The sequence below is a fragment of the Pelagicoccus mobilis genome, assembly GCF_016595505.1.
Taxonomy (GTDB): Bacteria; Verrucomicrobiota; Verrucomicrobiia; order Opitutales; family Opitutaceae; genus Pelagicoccus; species Pelagicoccus mobilis.
Genome location: NZ_JAENIL010000012.1, coordinates 29312 through 45144 on the forward strand (window position 1 = coordinate 29312; position 15833 = coordinate 45144).

The window sequence follows — 15833 nt, forward strand, 5'->3', positions numbered from 1 at the left end:
AAGTTTGGCTGGTGTTGAGGAGCTTGGTTTTTTGTCGCTGGTTGGGGGGATGGCGGGTCGGCGCCCCACCCTACAGTGAGATGTTAGACGGCGACGGCTTCGGAGTTGCCGCCGTTGCAGAGGTAGAGGGCGGCCATGCGGACGGCGAGGCCGTTGGTGACTTGTTCGAGGATTACTGATTGGTCGGAGTCGGCGAGTTCGGAGTCGATCTCTACCCCGCGGTTGATGGGGCCGGGGTGCATGATAACGGCGTCTTTCTTGAGCCAAGAGAGTCGCTCTTTGTTGAGGCCGAACATGCTGGTGTACTCGTTGAGGGAAGGGAAGGCGGACGCGTTTTGGCGTTCGTGCTGTATTCGGAGAAGCATGACGGCGTCTTTGTCTGCGAGAGCGGGCTTGAGGTCGTGGGAGACCTGGACGCCGAGTTTCTCGAATTCTTTGGGGACGAGGGTGGAAGGACCGACGAGGGTGACTTCGGCTCCGAGTTTGGTCATGGCCCAGATGTTTGAGCGAGCGACGCGGGAGAAGAGGATGTCGCCGAGGATGGCGATTTTTCTGCCTTCGAGGGATCTGAATTTTTCGCGGAGGGTGAAGCAGTCGAGCAGGGCTTGAGTGGGGTGTTCGTGGGCCCCGTCGCCTGCGTTGAGGACTGGGATATCGAGGATCTTGGCGATGTATCCGGCGGCTCCGGGTGCGGAGTGGCGCATGATGATGATGTCGGCGGCGAGGGCTCGGATGTTTTCGACGGTGTCGCGGAGGGTCTCGCCTTTGGAGGTGCTGGAGGTTTTCATGTCCAGCGAGGTGACGTCGGCGGAGAGGCGCTTGGCGGCCATCTCGAAGGCGACGCGGGTGCGGGTGGAGTTTTCGAAGAATAGGTTGACCACGTTTTTTCCGCGAAGGGCGGGGGTCTTGGCGGTCTTGCGTCCGAGGACTTTTTTGAAGGCGTCGGCTGTTTCGAAGATGGTGTTAATCTCGTCGGCGGAGAGTTCTTCGATGGTGATGAGATCTTTACGGTTCCAGGACATTGCTCGGTTTATCTGGGAGAATGCGTTTTTTGGGGGAATCGCGTGACAAGCACGCTTCCACGTGAAGTTAGGCGTTGAGGATTTCGACTTGCGATTTGGTCGGGTCGTTGGCGTCGAGGTGGACGGCGACTTTTTGATCGGGCGTGGTTTGCTCGGTGAGGCCGACGTAGTTGGCTGCGAAGGGGAGGCGTCGGTTGCCTCGGTCGACGAGGACGGCGAGTTCGACGGCGTAGGGGCGGCCGATGGTGAGGACTTCGGCGATGGCGGCCCGGACGGTGCGGCCTGAGAAGAGGACGTCGTCGACGAGGATGATGGTGGAGTCCTCTGGGTCGGTGGCCATGTGGGTGGCTTGGACTTCCTTGGTAATGGGGTGGTGCCCGATGTCGTCGCGGTGGAAGGAGATGTCGATGACTGCCTTGGGAATGGAGGTGCCGAGTCGTTTGGCGAGGGCGGCTTCGAGGAGGGAGCAGAGGGGGATGCCGCCGTTGGCGATGCCGGCGAGTACGAGGTTGTCGGCCTTGGGGTGAGCGGCTGCGATGGCGTCGGCGAGGGAGTCGATGGCGGCGTTTACTTCTGAGGAGTCAATGGTTTTCATCTGGAGTCGTTGTGACTTTGTGGGAGTGGACTGAGGGGTAAAGGGAAATTGGGTGATGGGTGGTAGGTTTTGGGTGATTGCGACAGGTTGTCTGTTGATTGGGTTGTGCGGCGTGCCCGGCGGTCACGCCCTACCTTCGTCTTCTCCGTCGTAGTAGTCGAGGGGCTCGGAGCGGAGGATGCGGGACTTGGGGGAGCGGACGAGCCATTTGCCGGAGTCGGGGTAGTGGCAGGATTCGCCGATGGGGTTGTCGGCGATGACGTAGACGATGAGGTCTTCTTCGCCGTCGTTGATGAGCTGGTGGGGTTCGTCGGGCTTGAAGAGGAAGGCGTCGCCGGGGCCGATGGGGTCTTGGCCTTCGAGGTAGCGAACTTGGCCGGTGCCGGATATGACGTGGTAGAATTCCCATTGGGCGCTGTGTGAGTGGAATGGATACGGTATTTTTCCGGGCGGGACGCGGAGGATTTCGACGTCGAAGGGGTGGCGCTCTTGGAGGTCGGTGGACTTGGGTTTGCGGCCGAGGGCTTCGGAGACTTGCTTGCCGGCTCCGGCGAATTTTCCGGATGGGGAGGTCCAGCCGAACTCTTTGAGGTTTTGGGTGTTTACGATTTTCATTGGGATGGGTGTATCGGTTTTGTGGTGGCGTGCCCGGCGGTCACGCCCTACCTATGGTGAGTCGCAGCTTGGGGAGCATCCGGCCTTGGGGGATGCTGGGGTGTTCGCCGATGCGGATGGCTCCGTGGTGGAGGTAGAAGCCTTCGGCGTCGGGATCTGAGATGATGATGAGTTCGCTGAGACCGAGCTGGGCTGCGAGTGTTTTGATCTCAGTGAGCGCTTGTTTGCCTACGCCTTTGCCGATGACTTCTGGAAGGAGCCAAAGGTTGTCGAGGAGAGGGGGCGATGACTTGACGATCGAGAAGTAGCCGACGATTTGCTGGCCGTGCCAGATGCTGCGTACGGAGTTGGCGGCGATATATTCTGGGGAGGTCGAGAGGCCTTCTCGCCAGAGCTCTAGTTGCTCCTGAGAGTAACCCCAGTACCCTTTTGAGCGGACGGCTATTTCGCTGAGGATTTTTGCTTCTTCCGGTTGTGAGGGTTTGAAAGCGACTTGCATCGATCAGGAGCGTTGGGGCTTAGGAGATCTGAGTTTGTTCGGATTGGGAAAGAGGTCTGGGGAGGCTGACTCCGTATTGTTCGGAGTGTGGAGCGAAGCCGGCTCGTTGGTAAATGCGCAGAGCGGGGTTCTTGGGCTCTGTGGCTATGATGAGTTCGATTTTTGGATACGCTTCGTAGGCGTCTGCAATCACATGGCTTAGGAGCTCGGAGCAGATGCCTTGTCCTTGGTGCTCGGGGTGGGTTTCGACGGACTGGAATCGGCCATAGGAACGGTCGGAGTTGAAGAAGAGTCCCATGTCGGCGACGAGGGTACCTTCGAGAAAGGCGCCCCAGCAGGCTCCGTGTTTGGCTTCTTGAAGTTGGCGGTAGCTGTTGTAGAGGCGTCGCTTGAATTCGAGAAAGGGTTTCCAGTTGGGAGAGTCGCGTTCGCAGAGGGACTGGAGTTGGGCGATCGCTTCCCATTCCTCGTCGCTCTGGAGTTTACGGCACTCGATCGGGGCGGAGGATTTTACGAGAGGCGTTGGGGCGTTTGAGGTGAGTACTATGTTGTGTTCCAGCTCAAAGCCGAGGTCTTCGAAATGGGCTGTGTTTCCTCTGGATTCTTCTTCCCAACCGAATGTGAGGTGTTCGGTGCTTTGATCGAATTCTGATTGGAAGTCTTGTATCCACTTTTTGAATGAGTCGGCTTTGGGAGCTTGGCCGTACACCAAGAGGTTGCCCCAGTGGTAGTCTGGGTTCTTTGTGGAACGGATGACGGTGTATCTGGGCTTGGCTTCGACTTCGCCTGCGTACTGCTGGATGAGGCAGTCGGATTTGTATCCAAGATTGTTCAAAGGACTTTGGGAGATTGGCTAGTGGTCGTTGCCGGAGTAGATCCACATGGGTTCGGTTTTTCCGGCTCGCTCGAAACCGTGTTTCTGGTAGAACTCGATGGCTTTGCCGTCTGCGGTGAGCATGTTCATGTGGAAATCTTTGTAGCGGGTTTTGAGGTGTTCGAGAATTTGGCTGCCGATGCCTTGCCCTTGGTAGTCCGGGTGGACGAGGAGGTGCGGGTAGTAGACGACTAGGTGTCCGTCAGAAATGGCGTTGCCGAGGCCGACGAGTTTTTCGTTTTTGTCCCAAGCGGATACAAGTGAATGCGAGTCGCGGAGGGCGGGCAGGAGCGTTTGGGGGATTTTGGCTGAGGACCAGTCGTTTGCGGCGTAGAGTTCGACGACCTGGTCTTGGGGAAGTTCTTTTTGGAAAGAGTATCGGATGTGGTTGGACATTGGGGAGTGGGAGTTTTGGATACGGAAGCTAGAGCATTTTTCTTTTGTTTGGGCGCTGAGAATCGCGGCACAAGGCCGCTTCCCACTTTAAGATGCCTGAAGTGAAGTGCGACTGTTCAAAAGAAAAGTGCTCTAGTTGTCTGGGATGAGGCGTTTGCCCATGCTGACGACAGGATCGATGGTGTATCCGAGCTTTTGATAGAAGTCGATGACGGCTTGATTCGTTTCCCGGATTTGCAGATTGATTTTGGGGCAGCCGGCGGCGAGCAGTGAGGCTTCCGCTGCGGACATCAGCTGGCGGGCGAAGCCTTTGTTTTGGTGATCGGGCGAGACTGCGAGGTAGTTGATCCAGCCGCGGTGGCCGTCGTAGCCGGCCATGCAGGAGGCGACGAGTTGGCCGTCGAGCATGCCGACGAGGAACCACTCGGGGGAGACTTGGAGCTTTCGTTCGATGTCTCGGTCGGGATCGTTGTGGGCGACGATGAGGCCACAGGCTTTCCAGAGTGCGATGAGGGCGGGGCGGTCGGTTTCTTGGAAGGGGCGGATTTGCATGAGAGGTGTGGCGTTTGTATTAACCACAGATTGCACAGAGTGCACAGATTTTGAGATGTTATTTTGAATTTTGGGGAGTTGGTCGAGGTAGGCGTTGGCTTGTTTATGGGAGCGGAAGTGGAGGAATTGGATGTGGGAGTATTGGGGATCTGCTAGGAGTTTTTGGTAGCGGCGTCTTACGGTGCGGTAGCTTGTGAGGGTCCAGAGGAGGATGGAGTCGTGGCTGAGGAATGTCTTTCGGAAGGACTCGGTGTTGCCGGTGCCGGGCCAGAGTTCTTCTTTGTTATAGGCTCGGCGTGTGGCGCGAAGTAGGGCTTGCCAGAAGGTGCGGGTGAAGGGGAGATCGAGCCAGATGACGGTTTGCACATGTTTCCATTTGATGGGGATGGTGCGTGTGTAGTTGCCGTCGATCACCCAGGCGTCGCCTGTTAGTTTTGTATCCAAATTTTGGAAGAAGATTTCGTCGGTGGATTCACTCCAGTTGGGGCCCCAGAATAGAGCGTCAAGCTCGACGTAGGGTGCGTTGAGTTTGTTGGCGAGTTTGCGAGCGAAAGTGGATTTGCCGCTGCCGCTGCAGCCGACGATGTTGAAGCGACTGGGGTGATTAGCGGTCATCTCGATTCCTAAGTCTGTTTATCTCGAAAAAGAACGAGGAGCCGAAGGAGAAGGACCAGAAGAGCGGTAGGATGAAAAGGATCGCTCCGGCCCGTCCGGACATGCGAGGGAGAAGAAGCTCTACATTGAAAGTTCGCATGGTAACAATCCAATAGAGGGGCACGAGCAGAGTGGAGGCGAGGAGGAGAATGCTTCTCTTTTGCATGCTGTCCGCGTATGCGTATGAAGCAATGCCTCCTAGGGCCAACGATAGCCCGTATACAAGTAGGTTGGATAGCATTGGATTATTCTAGTTCGAGCGTCATGAAAACGCTGTTGGGGTCTTCTTTGTATTGGGAGAAGGGGGGACAGTCTATGAATCCGAATTTTTGATACAGTTTTCGGGCGGGTTCGAAGAAGGGCATGGAACCGGTTTCGAGGGACAGGCGTTGGTAGCTTCGGGATTTTGCTTCTTCGATCAAGTGGATGAGAAGTTTGGAGGCGATGCCTTGGCCGCGGAATGCGGAGGAGGTTCGCATGGATTTGATTTCGCCGTGGGTTGAGTCGATTGTCTTGAGGGCGGCACAGCCGGCGAGTTGGTTTTGGAATTTTAGGGACCAGAAGGTGACGTCGGGAGAGCGAAGACCTTCGAGATCGAGAGCGTGTTTGCTCTCGGGAGGGGAGACGGATTTCATGTCGGCGATGTGCTCTTCGAGGAAAGTGGCGATCTCGGGGCCGCTGAGGTCGTCGACTTCGATGGTGATCATGGGACAGCAGGGGGTGTAGTTGGAGGGGCGCTACGAGGGGGGGAGTGGATTTGGGGAGTTTGAAACGGGGGAGGAGGTTGTGGCAACGACGGAGCGTTGCCCTCCTGTAAAAAAAGCGGTGGGAGCTTGGGGGCTCCGCACCGCTTGGGAAAGGGGAGGTTTTATGGCCGCTGGGACAGCGGCCGCTACCTTGGGTTGTATGATCGCGGCACAAGGCCGCTTCCCACGTGTTTATTTGATGAGGTTGATGCCGGTCATCTCCTCGGGCTTTTCGAGGCCCATCATCGCTAGGATCGTTGGAGCGATGTCGGCGAGGCGGCGGTCGCCGTCGTTGACGAGCTCCTTGCCTTTGAAGGCTTTGCCGTAGACGACGGCTTCGACTGGGTTGAGTGTGTGGGCGGTGTGTGGACCGTCTACTGTGGTGTCCCAAAGCTGGTCGGCGTTACCGTGGTCAGCGGTGATGAAGGCACCGCCGTCCATTTGGTCGATGGCGTCGAGGAGGATGCCGATGCCTTCGTCTACCTTGGAGCAGGCTTTCTTGACTGCTTCGAGGTTGCCGGTGTGGCCGACCATGTCGGGGTTGGCGTAGTTAACGAGGACGAAGTCGTACTTGCCGGAGAGGATGGCGTTCTTGACGAGTTCGGTGACTTCGTCGGCGGACATCTCTGGCTGGAGGTCGTAGGTGGCGACCTTGGGAGACTTGGCCATGCCGCGGTCTTCGCCTTCGAATGGCTCTTCGCGGTAGTCGTTAAAGAAGAAGGTGACGTGCGGGAATTTTTCGGTTTCGGCGGAGCGGAACTGGGTGAGGCCCTTGTCCATGAGGTAGGAGCCGAGGACGTTCTTCATCTTCTCTGGCTTGTAGAAAACGACGTTTTCGCAGAGGCCTTTTTGCCACTCGGTCATGGCGACGAAGAAGAGGTCGAGCTTTTCACCACGGTCGAAACCGTCGAAGTCGTCTTGGATGAAGGCTTTGGCGAGCTCGCGTGGACGGTCGCCGCGGTAGTTGTAGAATACGACTGCGTCGCCGTCGCCGATAGTGGCGAGCGGGTTGCCGGCGTCGTCGACGATCCAAGTTGGTGGGACGAATTCGTCGCCTACGTTGGAGTCGGAGGTTGGGTTGTCGTAGTAATTCTGGATGGCTGCTGGAGCGGAGGTGGCCTTTTCGCCTTCCTTGCCGGTGAGCATGTTGTAGGCGCGGCCGACGCGGTCCCAGCGTTCGTCGCGGTCCATACACCAGAAGCGTCCGCAAACGGAAGCGATCTTGCCGAGGCCGATTTCCGCGAGCTTGGCTTCGCACTGCTCGGCGAAGCCCTTGCCGGAGGAAGGTGGAGTGTCGCGGCCGTCGGTGAAGAGGTGGACGTAAACTTCCTCTACGCCGGCCTTCTTGGCTTCTTCGACGAGGCCGTAAAGGTGCTCGAGCAGGCCGTGTACGCCAGCGTCGGAAGCGATGCCCATGTAGTGGAGCTTGCCGCCGGTCTTGGTCTTGGCGAAGGCTCCTTCGAGGGCCTCGTTGCCGGTGACGGTGCCTTCGGAGAAGGCTTTGGTGATGCGGACGATCTCCTGGTCGACGATGCGGCCGGCGCCGATGTTTTGGTGGCCGACTTCGGAGTTACCCATGATGCCGGCGGGGACGCCAACGTCGAGGCCGCAAGCGGCGAGCTCGGTGCGTGGCCATTCAGCAGTGAGACGGTCGGAAACTGGAGTGTCGGCCAGCTTGACGGCGTTGTAGCCGTCTTGGTCGGCATTGTTGTTTGCTCCCCATCCGTCGCGGATGACGAGGAGGACTGGTTTTTTCGCTTCGCTCATGATGTGAAGATTTTGAGGCACCCTCTTTGGGGACGAAGCGGATTGATGACAAGGTTGTAGTGATTTGGCTTGGGACCAAATCGGGTTCCGGGGCTGGGGCGATGGGGCTTATCGGCAGGTCGCGCTTGTGCGGCTAATGATTCTTATTATGTTTTCTGAATTCTTGGGTCGCAAGTTTAGTGGCTGGCGGCCGATACCGAACCCCAACGCTTATGAAGAGTTTTATCCGCGCCTCCGTCCCAGCGGTTGCTGGCCTTGTGTTAACTGCGAGTTTGTATGGTCCTCCTCCTCCAGGCAAGGGGCCGAATCGGGGAGGTGATGACGGCGGTACGCAGGTGGACCACCGGGCTCTGCAAACGGATGAGATCAAGCTCGGGACCAGCGGTGGCTGGCAGTTTGATTTGGCGAATGGCTACTGCTGTGGTGGAACGTTGGGAGCCTTGATCGAATTTGATGGTAAGAAGCACATCCTCAGCAATTTCCACGTTTTGGCGGCGGATGTTGTTCCAGGTGGGAACGGGGTGACGGCTCAGCTGGATGATCCAGTTATCCACCCTGCGTTGATCGATACGAACTGCGGATCGAGCGCCTACCGGGATGTGGCTTCTTTGTCTGGGGTGGCGAATCCGTTGTTGGGTTCGAATATCGATGCGGCTACCGCGGAGATCCTTCCGGGAGCGGTTGATCTTAGCGGAGCGATTTTGCAGATCGGGCAGATTTCGAATCAGACGGTGGCGGCGAGTGTCGGGCAAGCGGTGAAGAAGAGTGGGCGTACCACTGGCTTCACTCGCAGCACGGTGGCGTATTTGGACGTGAACGTGGAGGTGGCATACGATGACGAGTGTGCGGGCGTCGAAATTGGGGTCGGGCTGTTCGAGGGACAGATTGTGGTGGACAATTCGGGTAGCAGTTTTCTTGCGGGGGGCGATTCGGGGTCTTTGCTTGTCGAGGACAAGGCGGATCGGCCGCGGGCCATCGGATTGCTTTTTGCGGGGAGTTCGACTCACGCGATCGCCAACCCGATTGATGATGTGTTGGGATTTTTCAATGCGACGATGGTTGGCCTGGATGGAACCGGTAGCGAGGAGGATAGCTCCGGTGGTGGCGGCAACGGTCGTGGCAATGGGGGTAAGAAGAATCGCGGAAACGCGGCTGAGATCGCTAAGGCGATGGCTGCGAACAAGAAAGCTGAAGCGCTCGCTCGGCGAGTGGCGAAAGGCGTTGGCCACGGCGTAGGCGTGGATGACTCTGGAAAGCCTTATGTGGCGATCTTTGTGGAGACGCTGGAGGGGGAAGCGTCGGACATCTCTGAGATCGATGGGGTGCCGGTGCGCTTGGTCGAGACGGGGCGGTTTGTCGCGTTCTAGCTTTTGGTTTGGTATTGGAGCGAGAGCTCGATGCGGTAGAACTTTGATCGGCTTTGATCTGGGAGGATGATGCGTTCCCAATTGTGGTAGGATGATTCGCGAGTGTAGAATGACTCGTATTCAACTTCTTGCCACGTGTTTAAGTCCTTAGACTCGAGGAGTTTCGTATTCACATCGATCGAGTATTTGAAAAGGGCTCGATCGATCACTCGGGTGGGATGTCCGTCGATGGTGACGGTTCGCGTTTTTGCGAGATAGGAGCGGTTGGGATTGAAGGGGTTTATCCCGTGAACGTAGCAAAGGAGGTTGGGTAGATCGGTGTCCGCGAGGCTTTGGTCGGGCGCCTCGATTCCGGAGGGGAAGGAGCCGCCTAGGAGCATGCGGGCGATCCAGTCTTCGAAGGAGATGGGGCCGGGGATTTCGATGGGCGCGACGTTCGTGTATCCTGATTTGCCGAACTGGTTGTAGGCCCGTACGCGGTATTGGTAGAGGTCTCCTTCGTTAACTCTTGAATCTGTGAATGTTGCGGAGTCTCCGGGAACGGAGGCGATACGTTCGAAGGGCCCGCCGTTGATCGAACGTTCGATTTCGAAGCCGGTCTCGTTGTCGGAATTATCCTGCCAAGTGAGACTGACATTTGCTTGTAGTAGAGTGGTGAATACTAGCCACAGCCAGATGGCGCAGGCTCGTTTGGGGGCGATTGAGCAGCGCTTGGCGTGGGGTCGTATCGTCGATGACGGCGATGTTGACAAAATTTTGGACTGATTCGCTTTTTAAGGTGCGACCCTTGATTCTGGATCGGGGTTTGGATTAGCGAAGGATGGGGGTAGGTCGATTTTAAAATTCAAGATTACCTCGTTTTAACACAAACTAGGGATAGGCCCCTAGGGAATCCTAAGCGTCTGTGTTCAGATTTTGGATTCACTTGAACTTATACCACGCAGAAGCTCTGGTTAAGTGGCGGAGACTGAGGTGCCTTGCAGCGAGGCGTCCTGGAAATCAGGCGCGTTTGGAAAGCGCTAGGAGCTTCTTTCCGGCGGCGTGCAGGGTCTCTTCCTTCTTGGCGAAGTGGAAGCGGATGAAGCGATGCTCGGGTTCGCGGAAGAAGCTGGAGCCTGGGACTCCGGCGACGCCGATCTCGCGAGCGAACCATTCTGCTGCTTCCGTATCGGTGGCGAAGCCGAGGGAGGAGATGTCGACCATGACGTAGTAGGCGCCTTGTGGCTCGGTGAAGGGGAGGCCGGTTTGGCGGAGGTAGCCGAGGAAGATGTCGCGCTTGCGGGTGTAGGCTTGCTGAAGCTCGATGTAGTAGGAGTCGGGGAGTTCGAGGCCGGCGATAGCGGCTTCTTGCAGGGGGGCGGCGGCGCCTACGGTGAGGAAGTCGTGAACTTTTCGGGCTTGGGCGATGACTTCGGCGGACGCGAGCACGTAGCCGAGTCGCCAGCCTGTGATGGAATAGGTTTTGGAGAGGGAGTTGCAGGTGATGACGCGCTCGAAGGCTCCGGGGAGGCTGGCGGCGTAGGTGTGAACGTGGGGCTGGTAGACGATGTGTTCGTAGGGTTCGTCGGTGATGACGTAGGCGTCGTGCTTTTCCGCGAGGTCGAGGATTTCTTGGAGCTCGTTGGGGGTGAAGACTTTGCCGGTCGGGTTGGAGGGATTGCAGACGATGATGGCCTTGGGATTTTGTTCGAATGCTTTGGCAAGTTCGTCGCTGTCGTATCCGAAATCTGGAGCGTTGAGGGTAACGTAGATCGGTTCGGCTCCCGAGAGGATGGCGTCGGCGGCGTAGTTTTCGTAGAAGGGGGAGAAGACGATGACTTTGTCGCCTGGGTTGCAGGCGGTCATCATGGCGACCATCATGGCCTCGGTGCTGCCGCAGGTGACGACGAGGTGCTGATCGGGATCGATCTCGAGGCCGGTGTTGCGGTTGATTTTTTTAGCGAGGGCTTGTCGGAATCCGGGAGCTCCCCAGGTGACCGCGTACTGGTGGTAGGGGCCGCGGGTGGCGGTTTCGAGAGCTGAGAGCAGGGCTTCGGGCGGTTCGAAGTCGGGGAAGCCTTGGGAGAGGTTGATGGCTCCGCAGCTATTGGCGAGGCGTGTCATGCCGCGGATGACGGATTCTGAAAACTGGGCGAGGCGGTTGGCGGGGGAAGGCATGTTGGGAAAGTGGTTTGGATGATGGCGTAGGGAGGGAAGTGAAATGGCAACCTTCTCTGTTGGGTGACGAGCTTTTTTGAAGCAGGGCGAAGGCGGTCGATTTCTTCAATCAGGTTCGGATGTGTTTCGTCCCTTTTCACCGAAGGGGCTACGAATTTGGCTAAGGGTTGCCAGCCAATCCTCTTTGCCTAGGATTTTTTATACGATTTGATATGACCAAGAAGCTGATTGCGATTCTGATGATGATGGCTGCGAGCCTGCATGTGTTTGCGGGCCCGTCGATTTATGAGATCACCGTAGTCGATATCGATGGTAACGAAACGACTTTGGAGCAGTATCGAGGGAAGACGTTGTTGATCGTGAATGTGGCGTCGCGGTGTGGCTTCACGTCCCAGTACAAGGAGCTGGAGCAGCTGAACGCTGATTATGGGGAGAAGGGCTTGGTAGTGCTGGGCTTCCCGTGCAACCAGTTTGGGGGGCAGGAACCTGGGACAGACAAGGAGATCAAGGAATTTTGCTCAAAGTATTATGGGGTGAGTTTCCCTATGTTCTCCAAGATCGAGGTGAACGGGCCGAATCGCCACCCTCTATTTTCGCATTTGACGGGTGAGGAGTCGCCGTTTCCTGGAAAGATCGGGTGGAATTTCAGCAAGTTTGTCGTCAACGGGGAGGGTGTGATCGTTGCCCGGTTTAGTCCGTATGTTTCGCCGAAGTCGAAGAAGCTGCTCTCTGTGATCGATAGCGCGATCGAGTAGTAGTAGCTTTTTTTGAAGGTATCCGTTATCAGGATACGGAAATGTTTGGTTAGTCGACGAGGACTCTTTCTGGCTTTCCTTGCTGGTGGACGCGGAAAATGAGGAGGGTAACGCCTTCGTCGCCGGTAATGGCGGTGTGGATTTGTTTGAGGGGAACCATGGCGGCGTCGCCTGCTTTGAAGTGAATGTCTTCCTTGCCTTCCTGCCAAAGGGTGACGTTTCCTGCGAGAATGTAGGCGAACTCTTCGCCTGGATGCCAGTGTTTGGGGAGCGATGTATTTGGAGGAATGGATACGTGGCTCATGATGACTTCCAGTCCTTCGGCTCCGGCCAAGGGATTTCGTAGCAGGTTGTCTACCTTGAGTTCGCTTGCTTTAGGGACGGTGTCGCTTTCGTGCTGCGGATGTCCGAAGGCCAAGGAGGAGGCGAGTCCGGCTAGGGCGAAGAAGGAGAAGGCGTATCTTTTTTTCATGGGTGGTGAGCAATATATCGTTATCCTGCCTTTTGCAAATTGGGGATTTTGAGCTACTTTCTGTTAGCCCTTCCGAATATGAATTTAGAGCAGAATCAAACCGTTAGCTGTCCGTACTGCGGGGAAGCTGTGGGGATTGTCGTTGATTGCACGCTCGCCTCGCAGGCGTTTGTGGAAGACTGTTCCGTGTGTTGTCGTCCGATCGACTTTTCGATTTCGGTGGATGACGATGGGGAGATCGTTTCGTTGCGGGCTAGACGCGAGACCGGGTAGTTGCTCATTGCAGAGCGTGTTGATGCTGGATCCTGCAATGGGATTTTTGACCACCGATGAGAGCGAAGTTTTACGATAGATTTGGTGGAGAGGGGGATCCGTTTTTTGTGAATCCTTCTGGAGTCTTGTCGGTGAAGTATACGTCTTTGTTTGGGCGTGAGCCGGGGGTGTGGAGGTCGAGCATGACGAGGGCTTGCTTGCCGGTGGTGAACTTATGGCGCGTTCCTGGCGGTAGGCGTAGGAAATCGCCGGTCTCCAGCGGGTGCTCCTTTCCGTCGAGAATGGCGATTCCGGATCCCTCGAGGACGTAGTAGCACTCTTCGGCGATCTTGTGGTAGCTCTCGGCGGTGACTTGGTTTGCTTCGATACGGACTCGGTAAGCGGTAAGGGAGGCTTCTTGCTCCTCGGGGATAAGCGACTCGATCTGGTAGGGGCCGAGTTGCTGTTTGGCGGTACTGGGAGTGGCGTTTTTTGTGTGGAGAATATCCATCGGGATCACTAGTCGGAAGTGTGGATTACCTTTGCGAAAGCCGGCTTTGCGCGCGAGCTTTATGAATCCCTTGTGATTCCCGAAAGGTTAGCGCTTCGAAGGAGGCTTTCGATTGTACCGCTTGCGGTGCCTGTTGTCGCTGTTTCCCTATCTTTGCGGGGGAGGCGGATGCGCAGCGTGAACCTCGGATACGTGAGGAGGCCCGTTTGCTGGAAGCGCATATGAGGTCTGAGGAAAGGAGCTATCGGCTGTTTCCTCTGCCATTTCTGGACTGTTGCCCTTTTTTGCGGGAGAACTTGCTTTGTCGGATCTACGAGTCGAGGCCTCGTGTCTGTCGCCGATTTGAGGTTGGCAGCGATCAATGTTTGGAGGCTAGGAGGCGTATCGGAATTGTGGATGCGATATAGCTTTGAGGCTACATCAGGTCGCTTGGCATATTTTTCGCGAGGAACTTTTCGATTTGCTTGAGCAGGTCTTCTAGGTTTTCGGGATCCCTGAAGCCATGGCCTTCGTCTTTGGAGTAGAGGGACTGGAATTTGATCTTATGGCGTTTCAGGGCTTTGACGAAGCGGCTGGTGTGGTTGGCGTCGACGCGTTTGTCTCTTCGACCGTGGTAGAGCAAAATGGGGGCTTGCACGTTTTTGGCGAGATAGACGGGGGATACTTCTTTGAGGTTTTCGGCTGTGCCGTTTTCGGGGACGACGTAGTCTTTCCAGAACTTTGCCGCTTCATCCCATTCGTAGCTTTCGTAGTGGTCGATCTGTCGAGAGATGTCGCTTACGGACATCATGGGAATGCCGACTGCGTAGAGGTCCGGGGTGGTGCAGAGTCCCATGAGGGTGGCGTATCCACCGTAGCTTGCTCCGGCGATACCGATTCGGTCTTTGTCCGCGATTCCTTGGTTGATGGCCCAGTGGACGCCGTCTGTGATGTCGTCCTGCATCTTTTTGCCCCATTGGCCGTTTCCGGCTTCGAGGAAGGCTTTGGTATAGCCTGATGATCCGCGGAAGTTTATCTGTACGACGGCGTATCCCCGGTTGGCGAAGAATTGCACAAAGGGGTCGTAGACGAAGTAGTCGCGTGCCCAGGGGCCTCCGTGTATGAAAAAGATGGTTGGGTAGGGGGCTGAGAGCTTGGGGTTGGATGGCTTGGTGAGGTAGCCGTGTATGGTGAGTCCGTCGCGGCTTTGGTAGCTTATGGGTTCTACCTTGCTGAGTTTGTCGGAGAATTTGTCAGCCCATGGGGCCTCGGTGTAGATTTCTTCGAGGGTTCCTTTTTCTTTGTCGTAGAGGAAGAAGACTCCGTGGGAATCGCCTTTCCATATTTTGACGAGTATCCGTTTTCTGGATAGGTCCCAATCGAATAGTTGCACGGACCAACCGGGGAGCAGCTTTTTGAGGGATTTGTAGATTTTCTGGAGTTGAGGGTCGAGATAGTCCTGCTCGAAGATCCCGTCATGATAGTTGACGCCGACGATTTTATTGACCCAGGCATCGTAGACGACGGAGTCGATGGCTATATCTTCGCGTTTGGTGACGGTCGAGATCTCGCCTGTTGAGAGATCCATCTCTTTGAGGGCGATTGTGGTGTCGTAGTTGTCGCTCAGGAAGCGAAGGGTGTTGTTTTGTGTGTTGATTTCGGGAGAGGCGAAGGATTCGGTCCCGTTTCTCTCCTTGTAGGTTATCGGAATGTCGAGTTCGCGTGTTTCGCTTTTCTCGTTCAGTAGTTGAACTTTAGGTACGCAAAATTCGTTGAGCCAGTCGATGTTGTCGCGATCTCCGAACTTGTCGTACTCGATGCCGGGAAGCTGGTAGGCGAGTTTTGGGGTGTCGTTTTCGTCGAGCTCGTAGTAGAGGGTTTGGCCTTTGTTTTCGACGAGGAGTTCCCATTCGAGGCTGTTGGTATCGACTTTGTAGAGACCTCGAGGCATGTTCGCTTCTTTGAGGAACTTGTTGTTCTTCTCTCCGGTGTATTTTGAGAAATCGTCGAGGTCTACGATGATGGAGCCTGGGGCCTCGGGAATGTAGGTTGATATGATCCAAGCGTTGCGGAGGAAGAAAAGGGGGTGCTTCACATTGCGAGGATCCGGGAGAATGGTCTTGGTATCGGATCCGCTAATGTGGATTTTTACCCATGAGTCGCTGAAGCGAAAGCGAACAAGTAGGTGTTCGTCGGTGAGGAAGTATATGCTGCTGATCCAGTTGTCGTATTTTCCGTTTCCGAGGCTCCAGGCTTTGCCTTCTTGGAGATCGTAGCAAAAGATGGTTTGGCGGTAGGTTTCGCCGAATTCCTCATAGCGTTGTCCTGCGAGGTAGCGTCCGTTGGGGGAGATGGCGATTGCTTCGGGAAGGGGTGCCTTTACGAGCTCTTTGAGCGGGATGAAGTCTGGGTGCGTCTCCTTCTTGGCGATCGAGAAAGCGCTGAGTAGTTGAACCAGCAATACGCTGAGTACGACTTGTCTGAGTAGTTGCAGTTTCGGCATGATGTCTGGTCTCGATCCGGCGCGGCCGGAAGACGGTTGATTCGCTTTTGCAGAAACTACTAGGGAGCGATGTGTCTGGGACCAGATGAAAATGCGTATCTACGGGTATCGCATCGT

19 protein-coding genes are annotated in these 15833 nt (G+C 56.2%); 4 read left to right on the top strand and 15 right to left on the bottom strand.

Annotated elements, in window-relative coordinates:
• Positions 1–83: 83 nt before the first annotated feature.
• The 10 genes from JIN87_RS07865 to gpmI form a co-directional block, all read right to left on the bottom strand.
• A complete protein-coding gene (locus JIN87_RS07865; RefSeq protein WP_200354996.1) occupies positions 84–1022 on the bottom strand; it encodes an aspartate carbamoyltransferase catalytic subunit in 939 nt (312 codons plus the stop codon).
• Positions 1023–1089: 67 nt separating this feature from the next.
• Positions 1090–1617 carry a bifunctional pyr operon transcriptional regulator/uracil phosphoribosyltransferase PyrR gene (gene pyrR / locus JIN87_RS07870; RefSeq protein WP_200354997.1) on the bottom strand — a complete coding sequence of 176 codons (528 nt, stop codon included), beginning with the start codon at positions 1615–1617 and terminating at the stop codon, positions 1090–1092.
• Positions 1618–1740: 123 nt separating this feature from the next.
• Positions 1741–2232: a cupin domain-containing protein gene (locus JIN87_RS07875; protein WP_200354998.1), complete on the bottom strand. Its 492-nt coding sequence runs from the start codon at positions 2230–2232 to the stop codon at positions 1741–1743.
• 40 nt (positions 2233–2272) lie between these two features.
• Positions 2273–2731 (bottom strand): GNAT family N-acetyltransferase, encoded by a 459-nt coding sequence (locus JIN87_RS07880; protein ID WP_200354999.1) that lies wholly within the window; start codon positions 2729–2731, stop codon positions 2273–2275.
• Positions 2732–2750: 19 nt separating this feature from the next.
• Entirely contained in the window at positions 2751–3566 is an 816-nt protein-coding gene (locus tag JIN87_RS07885) for a GNAT family N-acetyltransferase (protein ID WP_200355000.1), read from the bottom strand.
• A gap of 18 nt (positions 3567–3584) precedes the next feature.
• Entirely contained in the window at positions 3585–4001 is a 417-nt protein-coding gene (locus JIN87_RS07890; protein WP_200355001.1) for a GNAT family N-acetyltransferase, read from the bottom strand.
• A 132-nt stretch (positions 4002–4133) separates the two neighbouring features.
• Positions 4134–5168, bottom strand: coding sequence for a GNAT family acetyltransferase (locus JIN87_RS07895; protein ID WP_200355002.1), 1035 nt, complete (start codon positions 5166–5168; stop codon positions 4134–4136).
• The gene (locus JIN87_RS07900) at positions 5158–5448 is read right to left on the bottom strand and encodes a hypothetical protein (protein WP_200355003.1); all 291 of its coding nucleotides are present in this window, start codon (positions 5446–5448) and stop codon (positions 5158–5160) included. Before JIN87_RS07900 ends, JIN87_RS07895 begins: the two co-directional genes overlap by 11 nt.
• 4 nt (positions 5449–5452) lie before the next feature.
• Positions 5453–5914, bottom strand: a complete 462-nt coding sequence (locus JIN87_RS07905) for a GNAT family N-acetyltransferase (RefSeq protein WP_200355004.1) — start codon at positions 5912–5914, stop codon at positions 5453–5455.
• A 231-nt stretch (positions 5915–6145) separates the two neighbouring features.
• Positions 6146–7720: a 2,3-bisphosphoglycerate-independent phosphoglycerate mutase gene (gene gpmI / locus JIN87_RS07910; RefSeq protein WP_200355005.1), complete on the bottom strand. Its 1575-nt coding sequence runs from the start codon at positions 7718–7720 to the stop codon at positions 6146–6148.
• A gap of 212 nt (positions 7721–7932) precedes the next feature.
• On the opposite strand from gpmI, the gene JIN87_RS07915 reads away from it, so the two are divergent.
• The gene (locus JIN87_RS07915; RefSeq protein WP_200355006.1) at positions 7933–9087 is read left to right on the top strand and encodes a Nal1-like putative serine protease; all 1155 of its coding nucleotides are present in this window, start codon (positions 7933–7935) and stop codon (positions 9085–9087) included.
• On the opposite strand, the gene JIN87_RS07920 is transcribed toward JIN87_RS07915, so the two are convergent.
• On the bottom strand, positions 9084–9839 hold the full coding sequence (locus JIN87_RS07920) for a fibronectin type III domain-containing protein (RefSeq protein WP_200355007.1): 756 nt from the start codon (positions 9837–9839) through the stop codon (positions 9084–9086). The two genes, JIN87_RS07915 and JIN87_RS07920, sit on opposite strands and share 4 nt — an antisense overlap.
• Before the next feature lie 247 nt (positions 9840–10086).
• Positions 10087–11244: a pyridoxal phosphate-dependent aminotransferase gene (locus tag JIN87_RS07925; protein WP_200355008.1), complete on the bottom strand. Its 1158-nt coding sequence runs from the start codon at positions 11242–11244 to the stop codon at positions 10087–10089.
• 245 nt (positions 11245–11489) lie between these two features.
• Between JIN87_RS07925 and JIN87_RS07930 the strand changes: the two genes are divergently transcribed.
• Positions 11490–11999 carry a glutathione peroxidase gene (locus JIN87_RS07930; protein ID WP_200355086.1) on the top strand — a complete coding sequence of 170 codons (510 nt, stop codon included), beginning with the start codon at positions 11490–11492 and terminating at the stop codon, positions 11997–11999.
• Between the two features lie 49 nt (positions 12000–12048).
• Here the strand turns inward: JIN87_RS07930 and JIN87_RS07935 are convergent, their stop codons facing one another.
• The gene (locus JIN87_RS07935; RefSeq protein ID WP_200355009.1) at positions 12049–12471 is read right to left on the bottom strand and encodes a cupin domain-containing protein; all 423 of its coding nucleotides are present in this window, start codon (positions 12469–12471) and stop codon (positions 12049–12051) included.
• 78 nt (positions 12472–12549) lie between these two features.
• Between JIN87_RS07935 and JIN87_RS28895 the strand changes: the two genes are divergently transcribed.
• The gene (locus JIN87_RS28895; protein WP_200355010.1) at positions 12550–12744 is read left to right on the top strand and encodes a zinc ribbon domain-containing protein; all 195 of its coding nucleotides are present in this window, start codon (positions 12550–12552) and stop codon (positions 12742–12744) included.
• 70 nt (positions 12745–12814) lie between these two features.
• Here the strand turns inward: JIN87_RS28895 and JIN87_RS07945 are convergent, their stop codons facing one another.
• A complete protein-coding gene (locus JIN87_RS07945) occupies positions 12815–13234 on the bottom strand; it encodes a cupin domain-containing protein (RefSeq protein WP_200355011.1) in 420 nt (139 codons plus the stop codon).
• A 65-nt stretch (positions 13235–13299) separates the two neighbouring features.
• Here JIN87_RS07945 and JIN87_RS07950 point away from each other — a divergent pair, with 65 nt between their 5' ends.
• Positions 13300–13641 carry a YkgJ family cysteine cluster protein gene (locus JIN87_RS07950; RefSeq protein WP_200355087.1) on the top strand — a complete coding sequence of 114 codons (342 nt, stop codon included), beginning with the start codon at positions 13300–13302 and terminating at the stop codon, positions 13639–13641.
• 8 nt (positions 13642–13649) lie between these two features.
• On the opposite strand, the gene JIN87_RS07955 is transcribed toward JIN87_RS07950, so the two are convergent.
• Positions 13650–15716: an alpha/beta hydrolase family protein gene (locus JIN87_RS07955; protein WP_200355012.1), complete on the bottom strand. Its 2067-nt coding sequence runs from the start codon at positions 15714–15716 to the stop codon at positions 13650–13652.
• Between the last annotated feature and the right edge of the window lie 117 nt (positions 15717–15833).